Below are 20,781 nucleotides of genomic sequence, written 5' to 3'. Positions count from 1 at the left end.
GCGACGATTCCACGCAACGGCGTGCGCGGGCAAGCCCCGCGGCGCCGACGCCCCCGCGCCATTTGCTACCCTCGGCGCATCATGTCTCCCAGCTTCCCCCCGGCCGCCGCGGCCAACGCGGCTGCCTCCCCGGCATCGCCGGGCGCCGCGACCCTTCCCGATTCACCGCGCTATGTCGCACTTGCCGGCCCCACCGCATCCGGCAAGACAGCCGTGGCGCTGGCCATGGCGATGGTCCGCCCGGTGGAGATCGTCAGCGTCGATTCGGCGCTGGTCTACCGCGGCATGGACATCGGCACCGCCAAGCCCACCGCCGAAGAGCGCGCCGCCGTGCCGCACCACCTGATCGACATCCTCGATCCGCATGAAAGCTACAGCGCCGCAGCCTTCGTGGCCGACGCCACGCGGCTCATCGGCGAGATCCGCGCGCGCGGCGCGCTGCCGCTGCTGGTGGGCGGCACCATGCTGTATTTCAAGGCGCTGTTCGACGGCATCGACGCCATGCCGGCAGCCGATGCCGCCGTGCGCGCGCGCATCGACGCCGAGGCGGCCACGCTCGGCTGGCCCGCCATGCACACGCGGCTCGCGCAGGTCGACCCGGTCACGGCGGCACGGCTCGCTCCGCAGGACAGCCAACGCATCCAGCGCGCGCTCGAGGTGTGGGAAAGCAGCGGGCAGCCGCTGTCGAGCTTTCATGCGAGCGACAACAAGACTGCCAGGCCCGTCGACGGCGGGGTGCTGTTCTCGCTCGAGCCCGCCGACCGCGCGTGGCTGCACAAGCGCATTGCCGAGCGCTTCGACGCGATGCTGGCGGCCGGCTTCCTCGACGAGGTCAAGGCGCTGCGCGCGCGCGGCGACCTCTCGACCGACCTGCCCTCGATGCGCTGCGTCGGCTACCGCCAGGCGTGGGAAACGCTCGACGCGTGCGGCACGTCGCAACCCGACGCCCGGGCCATGGCCGACCTGCGCGAACGCGGCATCGCCGCCACGCGCCAGCTCGCGAAGCGGCAGGTCACCTGGCTGCGCAGCATGCCGCAGCGCACCGTGATTGCCTGCGACGCGCCCTACGCGGTGCAGAACGCCGTTCAACTGATTGCAAAGGCCATGAGCCCCAACAGCCCCAAGAGCCCAAAGAGCCCCGGATGACGCTGCGTATTTCCAACCTCGGCAAGCACTACGGTGAATCGCCCGTCTTCGAGAACGTGACGCTCGCCGTCGAGCCCGGCGAATTCGTCGCCATCGTCGGCGAATCGGGCGTCGGCAAGTCGACCTTGCTCAACTGCATGGCCGGCCTCGACAGCTGGGACCAGGGCACGGTCACGCACGACGGCACCGACATCGGCGCGCTCGACGGCGAGGCCTGCGCGCTCTGGCGCCGCCGCCACGTGGGTTTCGTGTTCCAGGCCTTCCATGTGCTGCCGCACTTGGACGTCGCGCAGAACGTGTCGCTGCCGCTGATGCTGCTGGGCCAGCAGCGCGACGACGGCCGCGTGGCGCACATGCTTGAAGCAGTAGGCCTGCCCGGCATGGGCGCGCGGCTGCCGCAGACGCTGTCGGGCGGCCAACTGCAGCGCGTGGCCATCGCCCGCGCACTGGTGCACCGCCCCGCCCTGCTGCTGGCCGACGAGCCCACGGGCAACCTCGATCCGGCCACCGCCGCCAAGGTGATGGAACTGCTGATCGGCCAGACGCGCGAGCATGGTGCGTCGCTGGTGCTGGTCACTCACTCCGAGAGCGCGGCGGCCCGTGCGGACCGCCTGCTGCATCTGCGCGCCGACGGCATCGCTGCCTGAGATCTCCGGGCTGCGCTCGATGCCAATGCCGGGTGCGGCAAAAGTTGGCAGAAACAGCGCCGGATTTCAGAGCCCACAGCACGGCTTCTCGTAGCATCGGCGGCCCATAGCCAAGCCATCTGCGAACACACCGACGCCTGCAGTTCATCTGCGTCAAAGGCATGGTGGTCCCGCGTGCCCAGCCAACTCGACAACGGCTTTGCAACGCAATCAGGGGGATCACAGATGCTCGACAGAAGAAACTTCGTTCTAGGCACACTCGCGTCATCCACGCTCGTCGCCTGCGGCGGCGGCGGCGGCAGCAGCAGCAGCAGCAGCATTGGCAGCGGCGCCGCCACGGCCACCAACCGCTACCGCCAAGCCAATCTGCTGGCCAGCCACGCGCGCCATGGTGCCCGTTTCACAGAACCTGAATTCATCAATGGCTGGGGCATCGCCATCCGCCCGGCCGGTGCCGGCGGCCATTTCTGGGTCGGCGGCGGCGGCATCTCCTGGCAGTACCTGGGCGACGTGACGCGCTCCACCGACCCGGCATTGCATGCGCTGCAACAGGACGGCCTGCGCGAGGTGGCCGTGCCGGGCGCCGATGCAGGCACGGGCGAGGACAGCGCCGGCAAAGTCACGGGCGTCGTGTTCAACGGCGCGGCCCTGGCTTCGGACCTGTTCCGGGTGCAAGGCCAGCCGGCCGGCACGCGCATGCTCGACGGCTCGGCGCGCTTCGTCTTCGTCACCGACAGCGGCAGCGTCAGCGCCTGGACGGAGCGCGATGCAGACAGCGGCGCCATCGTGCGCGTCGACGGCCCGGCCGTGGAGGTCTTCAACGGCGCGGATCAGGGCATGGCCTTCTTCGGCGCCGCCATCCACACCGACCGATGGGATCGCCTGTGGCTCGCCGACTTCGGCGCGCAGCCGCAAATACGCACGCTCGATGCACGGTGGCAACCGGTGCCGACGCAGGGCTTCGCCAATCCCTTCGCGAGCGGGCCGGCAGGCACGGCGCGTCCGGGCGATCCGGTGCCGTTCAACATCCAGGTGGTGAGCGACGGAGCCCGCGACCGGGTGTTCGTGCTGTATGCCCTCAGCCAGCCCGACCCGGCACGTGCCGATGCCTTCCACGCCGGCGAGGAAGACGCCCTGGACGCCGCAGCCGAAGCCGCTTCAGGCAACCGGCCAGCGCGGGGCAAGCTGGCAGAGTTCGACCTGGACGGCCGGCTGCTGCGCATCTACGCCGACGACGGCCGGCTCAACGCGCCCTGGGGCGTGGCCATTGCGCCAGCCGACTTCGGTGCGTTGTCGGGCCGGCTGCTGGTCGGCAATTTCGGCGGGGCAGGCCGCATCTGCGCGTTCGACCTGGGCAGCGGGCAGTATGTGGACGACCTGCGCGATGAGCAGGACAGGCCAGTCGCCATCGCCGGCATCTGGGGCCTGCAGTTCGGCAATGGCGTGGCGCTGGGCGACAGCAACGCGCTGTACTTTGCTGCGGGCCCGCAGGGCGAAACCGAAGGGCTCTTCGGCTCGCTGCGCGCCATCTGAAACCTATGACTGCGGCGCAAGCAGCGCCGCGTAGCGCGACAGGTCGACGTTGCCGCCGCTGATCACGATGCCCACGCGCTGGCCGGCGATGGCCTTGCCCGCCGCAATGGCGCCCGCAAAGGCGAGGCAGCCGGTCGGTTCCACCACCATCTTCATGCGCTCGGCGAAGAAGCGCATGGCGTCGACGAGCTGCGCGTCTGTCACGGTGAAGATGTCGTCCACGTCGCGGCGGATGATGCCGAAGGTGTATTCGCCCAGGTGCTGCGTCTGCGCGCCGTCGGCGATGGTCTTGGGCGTTTCGATGTGCACGATCCTGCCCGCGCGGAACGACTGCTGGCCGTCGTTGCCCGCCTCGGGCTCGACGCCGTAGACCTTGCAGTTCGGCGCGAGTGCGCGCGCCGACAGCGCGGAGCCCGACAGCAGCCCGCCGCCGCCGAGGCACACGAACAGATGGTCGAGCGGACCGGTCTCCTCGATCAGTTCCTTCACCGCCGTGCCTTGGCCGGTGAGCACGTCGGGGTGGTCGTAGGGCGGAATCATCGTCATGCCGCGCTCCTGCGCGAGCCGTTTGGTCAGTGCCTCGCGGTCTTCGGTGAAGCGGTCGTACATCACCACTTCGGCGCCGTAGCCCTGCGTGGCCGCGACCTTGGCGGCGGGCGCGTCCTTGGGCATCACGATCACGGCGGGCATCGACAGCAGTCGGGCCGACAGCGCGATGGCCTGCGCATGGTTGCCCGACGAGAAGGCGATCACGCCGCCCTTGCGCTGCGCCGCGTCGAACCTGGAAAGCGCATTGAACGCGCCGCGGAACTTGAAGGCGCCCATGCGCTGGAAGTTCTCGCACTTGAAGAAGAAGCTCGCGCCCCAGCGCTCGTCGGCGGTGGTCGAGCGCAGCACGGGGGTGCGATGGGCATGGCCCTCGAGCCGCTGGGCAGCGGCAATGACGTCGTCGTAGGTCGGTAGTTGCATGCGCCGAGCTTAGCGGCGCCTCGCAATCTTTTGCAGGCCCGATGGGTAAAAACCCGGTATGCGCGGCCGCCCTGAAGTTTGTACTCTGTATACAGAGTTCAGACCCGGAGCCCGTCCATGCCAGCCCAGCTCGTCAGCATCGAAGCCGCCCCCGACCTCGTCGACCAGGTCTACCGCGCCCTGCTCGGCGCCATCAGCAGCGGCACGCTCGCGCCGGGCGAGCGCATCACGCAGGAAGACATCGCGCAGCGCCTGTCGGTGTCGCGCCAGCCGGTGCTGCAGGCGCTGCGGCTGCTGAAGAAAGACGGCTTCGTGCTCGACGCGCCGGGCCGCGGCGTGCTGGTTGCGCCGCTGGAGGCCGAGGCGATGCGCAAGGTCTACCAGGTGCGCGGCGCGCTCGATGCGCTGGCCGCGCGGCTCGCGGCGCAGCAGCGCTTTCGCATCGATCCGAAGCTCATCGAGCGCGGCCGTCGCGCGGCGCGCGGGCGCAATGTGGAAGCCATGCTCGATGCCGACGTGGCCTTCCACCAGGCCATCTACGAGGCCTCGGGCAACCCGCTGATCGGCCAGAGCGCCGATCCGCACTGGCGCCACCTGCGCCGCGCGATGGGCGCGGTGCTGCAGGCCGAGCCGCAGCGCGAATCGCTGTGGGACGAGCACGAGGCGATTGCCGCGGCCATCGCCGCCGGCAACGCCGACCGTGCCGCGCGCCTGAGCGAAGAACATGTCTCGCGGGCCAGCGAGGCACTGAGCGAGCGGCTCGCGCAGCAACAGGCGCGCGCCGCATCCATGACCCCACCGACCAGAAAAGGAGACAAGGCATGAAGCTGACCCCGGAGCAACGCGCGCAGTTCGAGCGCGACGGCTATCTGTTCTTCCCCGGCCATTTCTCGGCCGAAGAGACGAAGGTGCTGACCGACGCGGTGCCGGACCTCTACAGCAGGCGCGAAGCCTTCAACGTGCGCGAGAAAGGCTCCGACGCGGTTCGCACGAACTTTGCCGCGCACCTCATCAGCGAGCCCTTCGCGCGGTTGGCGCGCCACCCGCGCATGGTGGGACCGGTGACCGACCTGTTCGAGGAAGAGGTCTACATGCACCAGTTCAAGATCAACGGCAAGATGGCCTTCGAAGGCGACGTGTGGCAGTGGCACCAGGACTACGGCACCTGGCTCAACGACGACCTGATGCCCACCGAGCGCGCGATGAACGTCGCGATCTTCCTGGACGACGTGAACGAGCACAACGGCCCGCTGATGTTCATACCGGGCAGCCACCGCAAGGGCGTGGTCGATGCGAAGCATGACCTGACCACCACCAGCTACCCGCTGTGGACGGTCGACAACGACCTGATCCGCCAGCTGGTCGACCGTGCCGGCGGCAAGCGCGGCGGCATCGTCTCGCCGAAGGGGCCGGCAGGCTCGATGATTCTTTTCCACAGCTGCCTGGTGCATGCCTCGGGCAGCAATCTGTCGCCCTTCAACCGCGTGGCGGTGTACCTGAGCCTGTGCGCGGTCAGCAACCACATCCGGCGCCACAAGCGGCCCGAGTTCATCGCGCATCGCGACTTCACGCCCATCGAGATGCTGCCCGACGACTGCCTGTTGAAGCCCTATCCGGTGGAAGTGCCATGGAAGAACGGCCTGCCCGAGAGCGCGCTGCGCACCTCGCTGGACGTGCTCGACACCGCGGAGGCCTGACCCCATGAGCCTGCACAACCGCCTGCAGCAGCGCGCCGCCGAAGGCCGCCCCGTGCGCATCGGCCTCATAGGGGCCGGCAAGTTCGGCGCCATGTATCTCGCGCAGATTCCGCGCACGCCCGGCGTGCAACTGGTGGCGATTGCCGACCTCTCACCGGACGCGGCCCGCGTCAGCCTGGAGCGCGTGGGCTGGCAGCGCGAACGTGCCGCGGCCTCATCCGTGCAGGAAGCGCTGAAGCACGGCACCACCTGGATCACCGACGACTGGCAGGCCGTGACGCGCGAGCCGTCCATCGACATCGTGGTCGAGTGCACCGGCAACCCCATCGCCGCGGTAGACCACTGCCTGGACGCCTTCGCGCACGGCAAGCACGTGGTGAACGTGACCGTGGAGGCCGACGCCTTCTGCGGCCCGCTGCTCGCTCGCAGGGCACAGCAGGCCGGCGTGGTCTATTCGCTGGCCTTCGGCGACCAGCCGGCGCTGATCTGCGACCTGGTCGACTGGGCCCGCACCTGCGGCTTTCCGGTGGTGGCTGCCGGGCGCGGCCACAAGTGGCTGCCGCACTTCACCGAATCGACGCCCGAGACGGTGTGGGGCAACTACGGCCTCACGCCCGAGCAGGCGAAGCGCGGCGGGCTCAACCCGAAGATGTTCAACAGCTTTCTCGACGGCTCCAAGCCGTCCATCGAAAGCTCGGCGGTGGCCAACGCCACCGGCCTCACTGTGCCTTCCGACGGCCTGCTCTATCCGCCCGCGAGCGTGGAAGACATTCCCTTCGTCACGCGGCCCAGGAGCGAAGGCGGCGTGCTCGAGCGCAAGGGCATGGTGGAGGTGGTCTCATCGCTGGAGGCCGACGGGCGCAAGATCCCCTACGACATCCGCATGGGCGTGTGGGTCACGGTCGAGGCCGAGACCGAGTACATCAAGAACTGCTTCGAGGAGTACAACGCCCACACCGACCCGAGCGGGCGCTACTTCACGCTGTACAAGCGCTGGCACCTGATCGGCCTGGAGGTGGGCATGTCGGTGGCCAGCGTGGCGCTGCGCGGCGAGCCCACCGGTGCCGCCACCTGCTGGAACGCCGACGTGGTGGCCACCGCCAAGCGCGACCTCGCGGTGGGCGAGGTGCTCGACGGCGAAGGCGGCTACACGGTCTGGGGCAAGCTGCTGCCGGCCGACCGCTCGCTGCGCATGGGCGGCCTGCCGCTGGGGCTGGCGCACGGCATCCGCCTGCTGCGTCCGGTGAAGAAGGGCCAGAGCCTGAGCTGGGCCGACGTGGCCATCGACACTTCGACCGCTGCGTACAAGCTTCGCGGCGAAATGGAAGGCATGTTCGCACCGGCGGTGGAAGCGCGGGTGGCGTGAGCGCCCAGCGCGGGTGAATGCGAAATGCTGCATTGCACCCGCGCGCCATAACGGAAAAAATATTTGCCACGGCGCGCCACGGCGTGTCGAAATGGCCGCACGCGGGCCGTCATTGTGGTGAGCGATCCTGCTCTGCACAGCTTTTCCATGACGGAGAGACACCATGCAGTACATGTTGATGTTCTACCAACCCGCGGCCGAATTCGAACAACGCGACGACGCCTCCTCCCAGGCCTACCGCGCCAGCTGGGTCGCCTATGCCGACGCGGTGCGCCAGGCCGGCATCTCGCTCGGCGGCCACGGCCTGTTCCCGCCCATGACCGGCACCACCCTGCGCGTGCGCGGCGACAAGCGCCAGGTGCAGGACGGCCCGTTCGCCGACACCAAGGAGCAGCTCGGCGGCTACTTCGTGATCGACGTGCCCGACCTCGACGCGGCGCTCGAATGGGCGGCGCGCGCGCCCTGCGCGACCAGCGGCGGCGTCGAAGTGAGGCCCGTGTTCGTGGCCACCGCCGTCGCCGCATGATGAAAGACCCGGTGGCTCACCAGGCCGCCGAACGTGCGGCGCGCGATTCATACGGGCGGCTGCTGGCCATCCTGTCGGCCCGCACGCACGACATCGCCGCATCGGAAGACGCTCTGGCGGACGCTTTCGCGCGTGCGCTCGAGCGCTGGCCGGCCGACGGCATACCGGCCCGGCCCGACGCCTGGCTGCTGAGCGTCGCGCGGCACCGCAAGCTCGACGCCTGGCGCCACACCCGCGTGCAGGACGAGGCCACCCAGGCGCTGATGCTGCTGGCGGGCGAGGTCGACGACGGTGACAGCGCCAACGACGGCGCGGCCGTGCCCGACGAGCGGCTGCGCCTGCTCTTCGTGTGCGCGCACCCGGCCATCGACGCGCCGGCGCGCGCGCCGCTGATGCTGCAGACCGTGCTCGGCCTGGACGCGGCGCGCATGGCAGGCGCCTTCCTGACCTCGCCTTCGACGCTCGGCCAACGGCTGGTGCGCGCCAAGGCACGCATTCGCGCCGCCGGCATTCCCTTCGAATACCCGCAGGCGCGCGAACTGCCGCAGCGGCTGCAGGACGTGCTCGACGGCATCTACGCCGCCTACGGCACAGGCTGGGACGACGTGGACGGCGCCGATGCGATTCCGCGCAACCTGACGGACGAGGCCATCGACCTGGCCCGCATCCTGTGCAAGCTGATGCCGCGCGAACCCGAGCCGCTGGGCCTGCTCGCGCTCATGCTGTTCTGCGAGGCGCGCACCGCCGCGCGCCGCAACGATGCCGGTGCGTACGTGCCGCTCGACCAGCAGGACATCACGCGCTGGAACCACGAGTTGCTGGCCGAGGCCGAGCACCATTTGCGGCAGGCCTCGTCGATGCAGTCGCTGGGCGCCTACCAGCTGGAGGCGGCCATCCAGTCTGCACATTGCGAACGCCGCGCCGGCGCGCCCGTGCCGCCCGAAACCCTGGTGTCGCTGTACCAGGGCCTTCTGGCCTTGCGCCCCAGCATCGGCGCGCAGGTCAGCCTTGCCTGCGCGCTCGCCAATGCGCGCGGACCGGAGACGGGATTGCAGGCGCTCGATGCGATCCCCGCGGCCGACGTCACCAACTACCAGCCGTTCTGGGCCGCGCGTGCCCATCTGCTGGCTGCCGGCGGCGCACGCGCGGCGGCGCGGCAGGCATACGACCGGGCCATCGGCCTGAGCACCAGCGCGGTGGTGCGGGCGTATCTCAACGCGATGTCGCAGCGGCTCTGAGCGGCCCTACTTCGTGCTGTTGAAGGTGCGCGGAAACAATGCCGCCTGCGAGCGATCGCGCAGCCGGTAGCTCATGGCCGGCCGGCCCAGGCTGCCCGTGACCATGCCGGCCTCTTCCATGAACCCGCCGTCGAGCATGCGCTTGCGGAACGCGCTCTTGTCGACGTCGCGGCCCAGCACCACTTCGTAGACGCGCTGCAGCGCGGGCAGCGTGAAAGGCTCTTCGAGCAGGAAGGCCGGCAGCGAGGTGTATTCGACCTTGCCGCGCAGCCGGGCGACGGCCGCCTCGAGCAGCTCGCCGTGATCGAAGGCCAGCCGCTTGCGCGAAGCGGCACCGACCTCGAACCACGTCACATCCGACGCGTTGGCGCCGCTGCGCAATTGCATTGCCTGCGCAGGAACCAGCGCATAGAAGCAGTGCGTGGCCGACCAGCCGCGCGGGTCGCGCTGCGCACCGCCCCAGCTGCCGAGCTGCTCGAGGTAGGGCGTGACCACGCCGGTCTTCTCGCGCAGCTTGCGCAGGGCGCAGCCGAGCAGCGTGGCGTCTTCGTGGATGTTCACGAAGCCGCCCGGCAGCGCCCACTTGCCGGGAAAAGGCTCGTCGCTGTCGGCTGGCCGCTTCACCAGCAGGACCTGCAGGGCGTCGTCGAGCACGGTGAACATCACCACGTCGACCGTGACCAGCGGGCGGGGAAAAGTCAGCGGCGGGAAGTTCGGCTTGGGTGTGTTCACGGGAAAGGCTTGACGCCGGATTTGTTAGTTGTACTATACAACCCTCAATTAGTTGCACAGAGCAACTCATGAAAGAAGAATAGAAAAATGACCACGACACCCCGCAGCACCCGAGACCTGCCCGCGTACTTCGCACAGGGCCACCGCCCCGAATATCTGCTGTTCTGGGGCCACCAGGCACCGAAGATCGGCGTCGACAAGAGCTGCTTCAGCCAATGGTTCGAGGCGGAGTTCATCGTCGACGGCATCCGCTATCGCACCGCCGAGCATTTCATGATGGCGGGCAAGGCGCGCCTGTTCGGCGACGCCGAGACCTGCGAACGCATCCTCGCGGCGCGCACGCCCGCCGAAGCCAAGAAGCTGGGCCGCGAGATCCGCAACTTCGACGAAGCCGCATGGGTGGCCGCTCGCCTGGACATCGTGACGCGCGGCAACATCGCCAAGTTCGCGCAGAACCCGGCGCTCGGTGCCTTCCTGCTGGGCACGGGCCATCAGGTGCTGGTGGAAGCCAGCCCGGTCGATCCCATCTGGGGCATCGGACGCGCCGCGACCGACCCCGCGGCGCAAGACCCGCGCGAATGGAAGGGCCTCAACCTGCTGGGCTTTGCCTTGATGGCCGCGCGCGATGCTTTGAGGCAGACGCCATGAACAACGGCATCGACCGCTACCGCGGCTGCCTGCTCGGCCTGGCCTGCGGCGACGCCGTGGGCACCACGGTCGAGTTCCGCGCGCGCGGCAGCTTCACGCCCGTGACGGGCATGCAGGGTGGCGGCCCGTTCGGGCTAGTTGCCGGCGAATGGACCGACGACACCTCGATGGCGTTGTGCCTGGCCGCGAGCCTGATCCACTGCAAGGGCTTCGATGCTGCCGACCAGATGAACCGCTACTGCAACTGGCGCAGCGTGGGCTACATGAGCAGCACCGGCAACTGCTTCGACATCGGCCTCACGGTGTCGGGCGCCCTCACCCGCTATCTCGCGTCCGGCGATCCGTTCGCGGGCGACCCCGATCCGCGCACGGCCGGCAACGGCGCCTTGATGAGGCTCGCACCGGTGCCGATGTTCTACGCGGCCAGCGCGCAGGCCACCTGGAAGCAGGCCGGAGAAAGCACGCGCACCACGCACGGCGCCCTGGAGGCCATCGAATGCTCGCAGCTCTTCGCGCTGCAGTTGCGCTCGGCATTGCGCGGTGAAAGCAAGGAAGCGATTCTTTCGACAAAGCCGCTGACGCCCTTGAGCGACAAGGTCATGGCGCTCGCGCGCGGCGACTACGCGTCGAAGCCCATCGAGCGCATCAAGGGATCGGGCTACTGCGTCGAGTCGCTCGAAGCGGCGCTCTGGTGCTTCGCGCACACGCGCTCGTTCGAGGAAGCCGTGCTTGCCGCCACCAACCTGGGCGACGACGCCGACACCACCGCGGCAATCTGCGGCCAGCTGGCGGGTGCCTTCTACGGCGCCAGTGCCATTCCGGCTGACTGGCTACGCCCGCTGGTGATGCGAGAAGAGATCGAGCAGATGGCAGACCAGCTTCTGGCGCTGGCCGGCTGAACGGCCCGCGCGGTCACTGCTGCAACGGCACCGCCGCCGCAGCGCCCTCGCGACGCGCATCGAGCTGGCTGCCCCCTTGCGTCAGCGACACGGCGACCACCGCATTGGCCGCGTCGCGCCGGAACACGAACTGCGCGCCGATGCCCACCACGGCAAAGCGATCGGCGCCCGTGGGCGTCAGCGCGTTGTAGCCGCGCCCCGTCTCCCGCACCAGCAGCTTCGCGCCGCGCACGGTGAAGCTCAGCGCCTTGGCCTTGCTGATGCGGAACTCGCCCTTGTAATCGTCCAGGCGCTGCGGGTCGAGCGGCACCTCGGTCGTCGGCACCGGGTAGCGGCTCTTGCCGATGGCCAGCATCACCGGCTGCAGCGGCGCGCGCGCGTTGCTGCCGAGTACGACGATCGCCTCGTTGGTGTCGGGCGCGATCAGCCAGAGCGTGCGGTAGCCCTCGGTGAGGCCAGCGTGCCAGTAGGTGCGGCGGCCGCCCTCGGGGCCGCGCACCATCACCGCGTAGCCGATCTCGGCGCCCTCGTAGCGCGCCAGTGGCGTCAGCATGCGCGCGGCGGCAGGCCCCAGCGGGCCGCCGGCGCCCGCGATGATGGCGCGGCTGAAGGTCATCATGTCGGCGGCGGTGGAGCGCAGCGCACTCGCCGGCGCATAGGCCTGCATGTCGAACAGCGGCTGGCGGCGGTCGCCGGCAAAGGCAGGGGCCATGCGCGAAGCCTTGTCGCCCAGCGTGATGACGGTGTCGTTCATGCCCAGCGGCTCGGTGATGCGCGCGCGCACCAGCTCGCCCCACGAGGTGCCGTAGTGCTCCGCCAGCAACTGGCCGAGCAGCGCCATGCCGAAGTTGCTGTACGCGCCCTCGCACGGGGGCGCCGCGGCCGTGAGCTTGATGCGCGTGAGCGCGGCCCAGAACATCGGCTTGTCGAAGCTGCGGAACTGCTCCGCCAGCGGGGCGCCGCCGCTCACGCCGTCGGCCATCACGGGCATGCAGCCGGTGTGGGTGACCAACTGGCGCAGCGTGACCGAGGCCACGGCGGGCGACAGCCCTTGCACCTTGCCCGCGAGCAGCTTGCCCACGGTGTCGTCGAGCTTGAGGTCGCCGCGCTCCACCGCCTGCGCCAGCAGCAGGCCGGTGAAGACCTTGGTGACGGAGCCGATCTCGAACATCGGCTGCTCCGCGCTGTTGGGCTCGATGGGGCGCGGCGGCGACGGCGGCTCGGGGTTGTAGGCCGCGCCGTAGGCGGGCTTGCCGTTGCGCAGCGTGCCGACCACCAGCGTGCCGCGCTCCGCGCCGAGCGCGGCCTTGGCGATGAAGGCCGGGTCGCTGGCCAGCGTCAGCGGCTGCGGCTGCGGCTGCGGTTGCGCGGCGGCGGTGCCGGCCAGCAGCGGTGCGAGGAGCCAGGCCGCGAGCCAGCGGCAGGGACTGGCGCGGGTCGTGGCGCGGATCATGGCGCGGGGCAACAGCCGCATCGTGAGATTCCTCAGCTTCGTCGAAGAGGTGCCATCGTGCCACGCCTGTGTAACAACGTGCGCGCCGCGACAATCGGCGTATGCGCGCATTGCTCACGACCTTCTCCTGGCAGGAACTCCGCCACCACCCCTGGCGCAACGCGGCCGCCGTGCTGGCGGTGATGCTGGGCGTGGCGCTGGCGTTCTCGGTGCAGCTGATCAACGCTTCGGCGCTCGACGAGTTCTCCAGCGCGGTGCGCTCGGTCAACGGCCAGCCCGACCTCGAGGTGCGCGCCGTGCAGGGCGGCTTCGACGAGGCCGTGTTCGCGCGCATCGCGCAGCAGCCGCAGGTCACGCTTGCCAGCCCGGTGCTGGAGTTCCAGGGCTTGGCGCTGGCCGCAGGCGAGCGACAGGTGCCGATGCGCGTGATCGGCGTCGATGCGCTGGTGCTGCCGACCATCGCGCCCGCGCTGATGCCTCAGGCCGAGGCCGGCGCCGACCGCTTCGCGCTGTTCGCGCCCGGCCATGTGTTCCTCAACAACGCGGCCCGCACCGCGCTGGGCCTGCCGGCGCAATCGGCCGGCGGCGCGGCCGAGACGGTGCAACTGCGCAGCGGCGACGCGTGGCAACGGCTCGACGTGGCCGGCCATGTGGCCGCAGGCGGCACGGCACTCGCGGTGATGGACATTGCCGCCGCGCAGGAGCTGTTCGGCCAGGTGGGGCAGCTCAGCCGCATCGACCTGCGGCTCGCGCCCGGCACCGACCGCGCCGCCTTCATGTCCTCGCTGCGGCAATCGCCGGGCTGGCCGGCAGGCGTGCAGTTCGCGGAGCCGGGCGACGCGGCGGAGCGCGTGAGCAACCTCTCGCGCGCCTACCGCGTGAACCTCACGGTGCTGGCGCTGGTCGCGCTGTTCACCGGCGCGTTCCTCGTGTTCTCGGTGCTGGCGCTCAGCGTGGCCAAGCGCGCGCAGCAGTTCGCGCTGCTCGGCGTGCTGGGCCTCACCCCGCGCGAACGGCTGCGGCTGGTGCTGGCCGAATCGCTGGTGCTGGGCCTGATCGGCAGCGCGGCCGGGCTCGCGCTGGGCACTGCGCTCGCGGCCTTCGCGCTGCGCGTGCTCGGCGGCGACCTGGGCGGCGGGTATTTCGAAGGCGTCGCGCCCAAGCTGCACTGGAGTACAGGCGCTGCGGCGCTTTATGGCGGGCTGGGCGTGCTGGCCGCGCTGGTCGGTGGCTGGTGGCCCGCGCGGGCGGCGCAGGCGCTGCCCGAGGCGCAGACGCTCAAGGGGCTGGGCGCGGCGCCCGCGCGGGGCAACAGCCACTGGCTCGCGCTGGGTCTGATCGGGCTGGGCGCGGTGCTGGCCAATGTGCCGGCCATCGGCGGCATTCCGGTGGCGGCGTACCTGTCGGTGGCCTGCCTGCTGGTGGGCGGCATCACCGCCCTGCCCTGGCTCATCGCGCTGCTGTACGACCGCATCGCGCCGGTGTTCGCGCAGCGCCTGCTGCCGATGCTGGCCATCGAGCGCGCACGCCGCATGCGCGGCACCGCGGCCGTGGCGGTGAGCGGCGTGGTCGCGAGCCTGAGCCTGGCGGTCGCACTGACCGTGATGGTCGCGAGCTTCCGCGATTCGGTCACGCACTGGCTCGACGTCGTGCTGCCGGCCGACCTGTATGTGCGCGCCACCTCGGGCGGGCGCGGCGGCAACGCGGGCAACGGCAACAGCACCGACACCGCGACCTTCCCTCCTGCCTTCGTGCAGGCCCTGGCGCAGCTGCCCGGCGTGGCGCGCACCGGCACGCTGCGCACGCAGACGCTGCAGCTCGATGCCACGCGGCCCGCCGTCACGCTGATCGCGCGCAGCCTCGAAGGCGGCGCCACCCAGTCGCTGCCGCTGGTTGGCAGCGCGCTGCCGGTGCCCGAGGGGCAGGTCGGCATCTACGTGAGCGAGCCGATGGTCGAGCTGTACGGCGCGAAGCCGGGCACGGTGTTCGCACCGCTGTCCGCCGCCATGGGCGCGGCCACGACTGCGCAAGGGCAACCGCCAGCGTTCTTCGTGGCCGGCGTGTGGCGCGACTACGCCCGGCAGTTCGGTGCCATCACGATGGACGCGCGAGACTTCGAGCGCATCACCGGCGAGCGCAACGTGAGCGACGTGGCGCTGTGGCTTTCGCCCGGCGCCTCCGAAGGCGCGGTGCAGACGCAGGTGCGCGAGCTGGCGGCGCGCCAGGCCGGCGGCTCCGCCGAGTCGGTGGAGATTGCGTCGGTAGGCCAGATCCGCACGACCTCGCTGCGCATCTTCGACCGCAGTTTCGCCGTGACCTACTGGCTGCAGGCGGTGGCCATCGCCATCGGCCTTTTCGGCATTGCCGCCAGCTTCAGCGCGCAGGTGCTGGCGCGGCGCAAGGAATTCGGGCTGCTCGCGCACCTGGGCTTCACGCGGCGCCAGGTGCTGGCGGTGGTGGCCGGCGAAGGCGCGGCATGGACCGCCATCGGCGCCGTCGCGGGGCTGGGCCTGGGACTGGCGGTGTCGGTGGTGCTGGTGAAGGTGGTGAACCCGCAGAGCTTCCACTGGAGCATGGATCTGCTGGTGCCGTGGCTGCGGCTGCTGGGACTGTGCGGCGCGGTGGTGGTGGCGGGCACCGTCACCGCGTGGCTCGCGGGGCGGGCTGCGGCCGGGCGGGACGTGGTGCTGGCGGTGAAGGAAGACTGGTAGGCGGAGGGGCCGGCTTGCTCCCGTCGCCTACGCCGCACGCCAGCCCTGACTTGTAGACTGAGTCCGATATGCAGCAAACCCCCTCTTCCTCGTCGTGCAACGCATGGCTCGAGAGCGCCATCCGCCGCAGCGAGGGCATCGGCCGTCCGCGCGCGGAGCCCGGCTTCATACGCACGCTGGCCGATCGCTTGGTCGAAGTGCCTAGCCTCGCTCCGGTGGCGTGGGTGCGCGGCGAAACCGCCGACATGGCGCCGGCGCAGCGACACGTCGACGCGCCAGCGGCTGCGTGATGACGATGGCTCCCTCGCCCTTCCTGCTGTCGCGCCGCGCGCTGCTGATGGCAGCCTTGAGCGCCGCACCCGCCGCGTGGGCGCTGCCGCCCAGAACGCTGCAGTTCCCGCGCGATTTCGGAAGCCACCCCGACCTGCACACCGAGTGGTGGTACATCACCGGCCATGCGAAGACGGCAGCCGGTCGCGAGTTCGGCTTCCAGGTGACCTTCTTCCGTTCGCGCGTCGAGGCCACGCAGGGCATGCGCTCGGCCTTCGCCGCGAAGAACCTCGTGTTCGCGCATGCGGCCGTCACCGACCTCGAAGGCCGCGTGCTGCTGCACGACCAGCGCATCGCACGCGCGGGCTTCGGCGTGGCGCAGGCCAGCGAGGCCGACACCGACGTGCGCATCCGCGACTGGTCGCTGGCGCGGGAAGGCGGCATCTATGTCGCGCGAATTCCGGCCGGCGAGTTTTCACTCGACCTGCGCTTCACGCCGACGCAGCCGGTGCTGCTGCAAGGCAATGCCGGCCTTTCGCGCAAGGGGCCGGAAGAATCGCAAGCCAGCTACTACTACAGCGAGCCGCAGCTCAAGGCGCAGGGCAAGCTGGCGCTCAAGGGCCAGTCCTTCGAAGTGAACGGCGCCGCGTGGCTGGACCACGAATGGAGCGAAGCGCTGATGCACCCCGAGGCCGTCGGCTGGGACTGGATAGGCATGAACCTCGACGACGGCAGCGCCCTCACCGCGTTCCACCTGCGCCGCGCCGACGGCAGCGCTCTGTGGGCCGGCGGCTCGTTCCGTCCGCGCGACGGCGTGGCGCGCATCTTCAAGAACGACGAAGTGCGCTTCGAAAGCCTCAAGACGTGGGAAAGCCCGCGCACGCAGGCCAAATACCCTACGCAGTGGCGCATGCAGACGCCAGCGGGCGGTTTCGAGGTGCGCGCGCTGCTCGACGACCAGGAGCTGGACAGCCGCGGCTCGACCGGTGGCGTCTATTGGGAAGGCCTGAGCGATCTGCTCGATGCACAGGGGCGGCGCTTGGGGCGCGGCTACCTCGAGATGACGGGCTACGCGGCGCCGCTGAAGCTGTAACTGTTGTAGCCCCGAGCAGACACCGACAACCGAACCATTCCCGACCGCGTTGGGAAAATGTCGACAACCATCCAAAACAAAGGACCCCACCATGAAGATCCGATTCGCAGCACTGGCCATGGCCGGCGCCCTTTGCATCCTCGCGAGCCCGCTGGCGGCCAATGCGCAGGTCTCGGTCAACATCAATGTGCCCGGTCTGGTGATGGCGCCCCCGCCGCCGCCGCGCTACGAGCCGCTGCCACCGCCGCGCGGCGGTTTCGTCTGGGTGCCGGGCCGCTGGGCCTGGGACGGGCGTGCCTACGCATGGCGCCCGGGCGGCTGGCAGCCCGAGCGCGCGGGCTATGCCTACGCTCCGGGACGCTGGATCGAGGACCGCGGCGGCTGGCGCTGGGCCGAAGGCGATTGGCGCCGGCGCGAGGCCTACCGCGAAGCACGCCGGGAGCGCGAGTGGAACGAGGATCACGGCCGCCGCCACGACCGCGACCATTGGCATGAGCGCGAACGCGACTTCTGCCCGCCCGGCCAGGCGAAGAAGGGCAACTGCTGATCCGCAAGCCCGGGCCCGTGGCCGCCATGAAGAAAGGGAGCCGAGGCTCCCTTTTTCTTTGCCTGCGGCGGCTACTTGACCCGCCCCTTGCGCCGCTCGATGAACGCAATGATCTCCCCCATGATCCCCTTGCGGAACGCCAGCACGCAGATCACGAAGATAAGGCCGGTGACCATGGTCACCGATTCGCCCAGCGTGTTGAACCAGTCGATGGTGGTGATGCGCGCCAGGAAGTTGCCGAGTTCGCCGATCTTGTTTTCCAGCAGCACCACAACGGCCGAGCCCACCAGCGGGCCCGACAGCGTGCCCAGGCCACCCACCAGCGTCATCAGGATGACCTGGCCCGAGGCGGTCCAGTGCACGTCCGACAGCGTGGCGAAACCCAGCACCAGCGTCTTGAGCGAACCCGCCAGGCCCGACAGCGCGGCCGAGATCACGAAGGCCAGCAGCTTGAAGCGGCTCACGTCGTAGCCCAGCGAGAGCGCGCGCGGCTCGTTCTCCTTGATGCCCTTGAGCACCTGGCCGAACGGCGAGTGGATGGTGCGCACGATCAGCAGGAACGCGGCCACCACGATCACCAGCGCCACGTAGTACATCGTGAGGTCGCTCGACAGGTCGATCAGGCCGAAGAGCTTGCCGCGCGGCACGCCCTGCAGGCCGTCTTCGCCGCCGGTGAACTTGGCCTGCAGCGCGACGAAGAACATCATCTGCGCGAGCGCCAGCGTGATCATCGCGAAGTAGATGCCCTGCCGGCGGATGGCCAGCACGCCGAAGATCCAGCCCAGGAACGCACCGGTGAGCGTACCCGCGACCAGGCCCAGCTCGGGGGTGAGGCCCCAGACCTTCATCGCATGGCCCGCGACGTACGCGGAGCCGCCGAGGAACGCCGCGTGCCCGAAGGACAGCAGCCCCGTGAACCCCAGCAGCAGGTTGAAGGCCGCGGCGAACAGCGCGAAGCACATGAGCTTCATCACGAACACCGGGTAGGCGCCGAAGAACGGCGCCAGCACCAGTGCGAGCACCAGCAGCGCGTAGACGACGGTGGATATCTTTTTCATGTTCATGCCGTCCGCCTTATTTTTCTTTGCCGAACAGGCCGGCGGGGCGAATCAGCAGCACGATGACCATGATCACGAACACGACCGTGGAAGAAGCTTCCGGATAGAAGACCTTGGTGAACCCCTCGATCACGCCAAGGCCCAGGCCGGTGAGGATGGCGCCCATGATCGAGCCCATGCCGCCGATCACGACCACCGCGAACACCACGATGATGAGGTTCTGTCCCATCAGCGGCGACACCTGGATGACCGGCGCGGCCAGCACGCCGGCGAAGGCGGCGAGCGCGCAGCCGAAGGCGTAGGTCAGCGTGATCATCAGCGGCACGTTGACGCCGAAGGCTTCCACTAGGCGAGGGTTTTCAGTGCCCGCGCGCAGGTAGGCGCCCAGGCGGGTCTTCTCGATCACGTACCAGGTGGCGAAGCACACCACGAGCGACGCCACCACCACCCAGGCGCGGTAGTTGGGCAGCACCATGAAACCGAGGTCGGTGGCGCTGGAGAGCGCATCGGGCGCGTCGTAGGGCAGGCCCGACACACCGTAGACCGAGCGGAACACGCCTTCGATCAGCAGCGTGAGGCCGAGCGTAAGCAGCAGGCCGTAGAGATGGTCGAGCTTGTAGATCCAGCGCAGCAGCAGCCGCTCGATCAGCACGCCGAAGATGCCGATGACGATGGGGGCCGCGATCAGCATCACCCAGTAGTTGATGCCGAGATACTCCATCGCCATCCACGTCAGGACGGCACCGAGCATGAACAGCGCGCCGTGCGCGAAGTTGATGACGTTGAGCAGGCCGAAGATCACCGCCAGCCCGAGGCTCAGGATGGCATAGAACGAGCCGTTGACCAGCCCCAGGAGGAGCTGGCTCAGCAGGCCGGGTAGGGAAATATTCATAGACGTATCAGCAAGCCTCTGGCCGTTTCTTCTTTCTCGCGGGGGCCGCCGCGCACGGCCGCCCGAAGCGGCCGGCCAGCCCCCTTTGCAAAGGGGGGTTGGCGAAGCGACACGCAGTGCGCGCAGCCTGGGGGGGTTACTTCCACAACGCGCACTTGCTTTCGGCCTTGGTGGTGAAGACCTCTTCACCCTTCAGCTTCTGGACCACCTTGTAGTAGTCCCACGGCTGCTTGGATTCGGCCGGCGACTTCACCTGCACCAGGTACATGTCGTGCACGAAACGGCCGTCCTCGCGCACGTAGCCCTTGGCGTAGAAGTCGTCGATGGGCGTCTTCTTGATCTGCGCCATCACCGCGTCGGCATCGACGGTCTTGGCGGCCTGCACGGCCTTCAGGTAGGTCATGGTGGCCGAGTAGTCGGCGGCCTGGATGTCGGTGGGCATGCGCTTGGTCTTCTCGAAGAAGCGCTTGCCGAAGGCGCGCGTCTTGTCGTCGAGGTTCCAGTCCCAGCTGGTCGTCAGCAGCAGGCCTTCGGTGTTCTTCAGGCCCAGGCTGTGCACGTCGGTCACGAACACCAGCAGGCCGACCATCTTCATGGTCTTGGTGATGCCGAACTCCCTGGCCGCCTTGATCGCGTTCTGGGTGTCGCCGCCCGCGTTCGCGAGCGCCAGCACCTGGGCCTTGGAGTTCTGCGCCTGCAGCAGGAACGAAGAGAAGTCCGACGTGTTCAGCGGATGCTTCACGCTGCCCACCACGGTGCCGCCCTTCTCTTTCACGACCTTGGAGGCATCGGCTTCCAGCGCCTGTCCGAAGGCATAGTCGGCCGTCAGGAAGAACCAGCTCTTGTCGCCGCGCGCAATGACGGCGCTGCCGGTGCCCTTGGCCAGCGCCACGGTGTCGTAGGCGTAGTGCACGGTGTACGGGCTGCACTGCTCGTTGGTGAGCGCCGAGCTGCCCGCGCCGTTCACCACGAACACGCGCTTCTTCTCCTGCGCCACCTTGGCCATGGCCAGGCCGGTGCCCGAGCTGGTGCCGCCGAACAGCATCGTCAGGCCCTGCGTGTCGATCCACTCGCGCGCCTTGGAGGCGGCGATGTCGGCCTTGTTCTGGTGGTCGGCCTGCAGCAGCTCGATGGGCATGCCGTTGACCTTGCCGCCGAAGTCGTCGATGGCCATCTGGATCGCGAGAGCACCGTTCTTGCCCTCCACGTCCGCGTAGAGGCTCGACATGTCGGTGATGAAACCGATCTTGACCTTCTCCTGCGCCTGCACGGCGCCGGCGGCCAACGCGATGGCAAGCGAAACGGCCGAGAACACAGCTGTCTTTTTCATGATCATCAGACTCCAGTGAGGAAACG

At 69.3% G+C, this 20,781-nt stretch carries 20 protein-coding genes; 14 read left to right on the top strand and 6 right to left on the bottom strand.

The window, feature by feature from the left end:
• Nucleotides 1–81 precede the first annotated feature (81 nt).
• The 3 genes from miaA (at nt 82) to AC1RVW_RS04655 (ending at nt 3,326) form a co-directional block, all read left to right on the top strand.
• Nucleotides 82–1,146 (top strand): tRNA (adenosine(37)-N6)-dimethylallyltransferase MiaA, encoded by a 1,065-nt coding sequence (gene miaA, locus AC1RVW_RS04665; RefSeq protein WP_493198293.1) that lies wholly within the window; start codon nt 82–84, stop codon nt 1,144–1,146.
• Nucleotides 1,143–1,793 (top strand): ABC transporter ATP-binding protein, encoded by a 651-nt coding sequence (locus tag AC1RVW_RS04660; protein ID WP_285412363.1) that lies wholly within the window; start codon nt 1,143–1,145, stop codon nt 1,791–1,793. Before miaA ends, AC1RVW_RS04660 begins: the two co-directional genes overlap by 4 nt.
• A gap of 225 nt (nt 1,794–2,018) precedes the next feature.
• Nucleotides 2,019–3,326: a TIGR03118 family protein gene (locus AC1RVW_RS04655; protein ID WP_493198291.1), complete on the top strand. Its 1,308-nt coding sequence runs from the start codon at nt 2,019–2,021 to the stop codon at nt 3,324–3,326.
• Between the two features lie 3 nt (nt 3,327–3,329).
• Here AC1RVW_RS04655 and AC1RVW_RS04650 read toward each other — a convergent pair whose 3' ends face one another.
• The gene (locus tag AC1RVW_RS04650; protein ID WP_493198289.1) at nt 3,330–4,295 is read right to left on the bottom strand and encodes a threo-3-hydroxy-L-aspartate ammonia-lyase; all 966 of its coding nucleotides are present in this window, start codon (nt 4,293–4,295) and stop codon (nt 3,330–3,332) included.
• Nucleotides 4,296–4,412: 117 nt separating this feature from the next.
• Here AC1RVW_RS04650 and AC1RVW_RS04645 point away from each other — a divergent pair, with 117 nt between their 5' ends.
• The 5 genes from AC1RVW_RS04645 (at nt 4,413) to AC1RVW_RS04625 (ending at nt 9,122) form a co-directional block, all read left to right on the top strand.
• Complete coding sequence (locus AC1RVW_RS04645) at nt 4,413–5,120, top strand: GntR family transcriptional regulator (RefSeq protein ID WP_409195251.1); 708 nt, start codon at nt 4,413–4,415, stop codon at nt 5,118–5,120.
• A complete protein-coding gene (locus AC1RVW_RS04640; RefSeq protein WP_493198287.1) occupies nt 5,117–5,992 on the top strand; it encodes a phytanoyl-CoA dioxygenase family protein in 876 nt (291 codons plus the stop codon). The genes AC1RVW_RS04645 and AC1RVW_RS04640 overlap by 4 nt, the downstream gene beginning before the upstream one ends.
• A 4-nt stretch (nt 5,993–5,996) precedes the next feature.
• Nucleotides 5,997–7,358: an NAD(P)H-dependent oxidoreductase gene (locus AC1RVW_RS04635; RefSeq protein WP_493198285.1), complete on the top strand. Its 1,362-nt coding sequence runs from the start codon at nt 5,997–5,999 to the stop codon at nt 7,356–7,358.
• A 163-nt stretch (nt 7,359–7,521) separates the two neighbouring features.
• Nucleotides 7,522–7,884, top strand: a complete 363-nt coding sequence (locus AC1RVW_RS04630; protein ID WP_493198283.1) for a YciI family protein — start codon at nt 7,522–7,524, stop codon at nt 7,882–7,884.
• Nucleotides 7,884–9,122 carry an RNA polymerase sigma factor gene (locus AC1RVW_RS04625; RefSeq protein ID WP_493198364.1) on the top strand — a complete coding sequence of 413 codons (1,239 nt, stop codon included), beginning with the start codon at nt 7,884–7,886 and terminating at the stop codon, nt 9,120–9,122. Before AC1RVW_RS04630 ends, AC1RVW_RS04625 begins: the two co-directional genes overlap by 1 nt.
• 6 nt (nt 9,123–9,128) lie before the next feature.
• Here AC1RVW_RS04625 and AC1RVW_RS04620 read toward each other — a convergent pair whose 3' ends face one another.
• Nucleotides 9,129–9,854, bottom strand: coding sequence for an NUDIX hydrolase (locus AC1RVW_RS04620; protein WP_493198281.1), 726 nt, complete (start codon nt 9,852–9,854; stop codon nt 9,129–9,131).
• Between the two features lie 87 nt (nt 9,855–9,941).
• Between AC1RVW_RS04620 and ybiA the strand changes: the two genes are divergently transcribed.
• Complete coding sequence (gene ybiA, locus AC1RVW_RS04615) at nt 9,942–10,502, top strand: riboflavin biosynthesis intermediates N-glycosidase (RefSeq protein WP_493198279.1); 561 nt, start codon at nt 9,942–9,944, stop codon at nt 10,500–10,502.
• Nucleotides 10,499–11,401 (top strand): ADP-ribosylglycohydrolase family protein, encoded by a 903-nt coding sequence (locus tag AC1RVW_RS04610; protein WP_493198278.1) that lies wholly within the window; start codon nt 10,499–10,501, stop codon nt 11,399–11,401. The genes ybiA and AC1RVW_RS04610 overlap by 4 nt, the downstream gene beginning before the upstream one ends.
• A gap of 13 nt (nt 11,402–11,414) precedes the next feature.
• Here the strand turns inward: AC1RVW_RS04610 and AC1RVW_RS04605 are convergent, their stop codons facing one another.
• On the bottom strand, nt 11,415–12,875 hold the full coding sequence (locus AC1RVW_RS04605) for a serine hydrolase domain-containing protein (RefSeq protein ID WP_493198276.1): 1,461 nt from the start codon (nt 12,873–12,875) through the stop codon (nt 11,415–11,417).
• An 80-nt stretch (nt 12,876–12,955) separates the two neighbouring features.
• Between AC1RVW_RS04605 and AC1RVW_RS04600 the strand changes: the two genes are divergently transcribed.
• The 4 genes from AC1RVW_RS04600 (at nt 12,956) to AC1RVW_RS04585 (ending at nt 17,475) form a co-directional block, all read left to right on the top strand.
• The gene (locus AC1RVW_RS04600; RefSeq protein WP_493198274.1) at nt 12,956–15,565 is read left to right on the top strand and encodes an FtsX-like permease family protein; all 2,610 of its coding nucleotides are present in this window, start codon (nt 12,956–12,958) and stop codon (nt 15,563–15,565) included.
• A 68-nt stretch (nt 15,566–15,633) separates the two neighbouring features.
• Entirely contained in the window at nt 15,634–15,855 is a 222-nt protein-coding gene (locus tag AC1RVW_RS04595) for a hypothetical protein (protein ID WP_493198273.1), read from the top strand.
• Nucleotides 15,855–16,928, top strand: a complete 1,074-nt coding sequence (locus AC1RVW_RS04590) for a lipocalin-like domain-containing protein (protein ID WP_493198271.1) — start codon at nt 15,855–15,857, stop codon at nt 16,926–16,928. The genes AC1RVW_RS04595 and AC1RVW_RS04590 overlap by 1 nt, the downstream gene beginning before the upstream one ends.
• A gap of 91 nt (nt 16,929–17,019) precedes the next feature.
• Nucleotides 17,020–17,475, top strand: a complete 456-nt coding sequence (locus AC1RVW_RS04585; RefSeq protein ID WP_285412378.1) for a YXWGXW repeat-containing protein — start codon at nt 17,020–17,022, stop codon at nt 17,473–17,475.
• A 71-nt stretch (nt 17,476–17,546) separates the two neighbouring features.
• Here AC1RVW_RS04585 and AC1RVW_RS04580 read toward each other — a convergent pair whose 3' ends face one another.
• From AC1RVW_RS04580 to AC1RVW_RS04570, 3 genes are all read right to left on the bottom strand, one after another.
• Nucleotides 17,547–18,539, bottom strand: a complete 993-nt coding sequence (locus AC1RVW_RS04580; protein WP_172839792.1) for a branched-chain amino acid ABC transporter permease — start codon at nt 18,537–18,539, stop codon at nt 17,547–17,549.
• Nucleotides 18,540–18,549: 10 nt separating this feature from the next.
• A complete protein-coding gene (locus AC1RVW_RS04575) occupies nt 18,550–19,425 on the bottom strand; it encodes a branched-chain amino acid ABC transporter permease (protein WP_081266598.1) in 876 nt (291 codons plus the stop codon).
• A 136-nt stretch (nt 19,426–19,561) separates the two neighbouring features.
• Nucleotides 19,562–20,755, bottom strand: a complete 1,194-nt coding sequence (locus AC1RVW_RS04570) for an ABC transporter substrate-binding protein (protein WP_285412379.1) — start codon at nt 20,753–20,755, stop codon at nt 19,562–19,564.
• Nucleotides 20,756–20,781 lie beyond the last annotated feature (26 nt).

The organism is Variovorax sp. MPBD4-3 (assembly GCF_058809745.1).
This window is presented reverse-complemented; position numbering and strand designations above follow the sequence as displayed.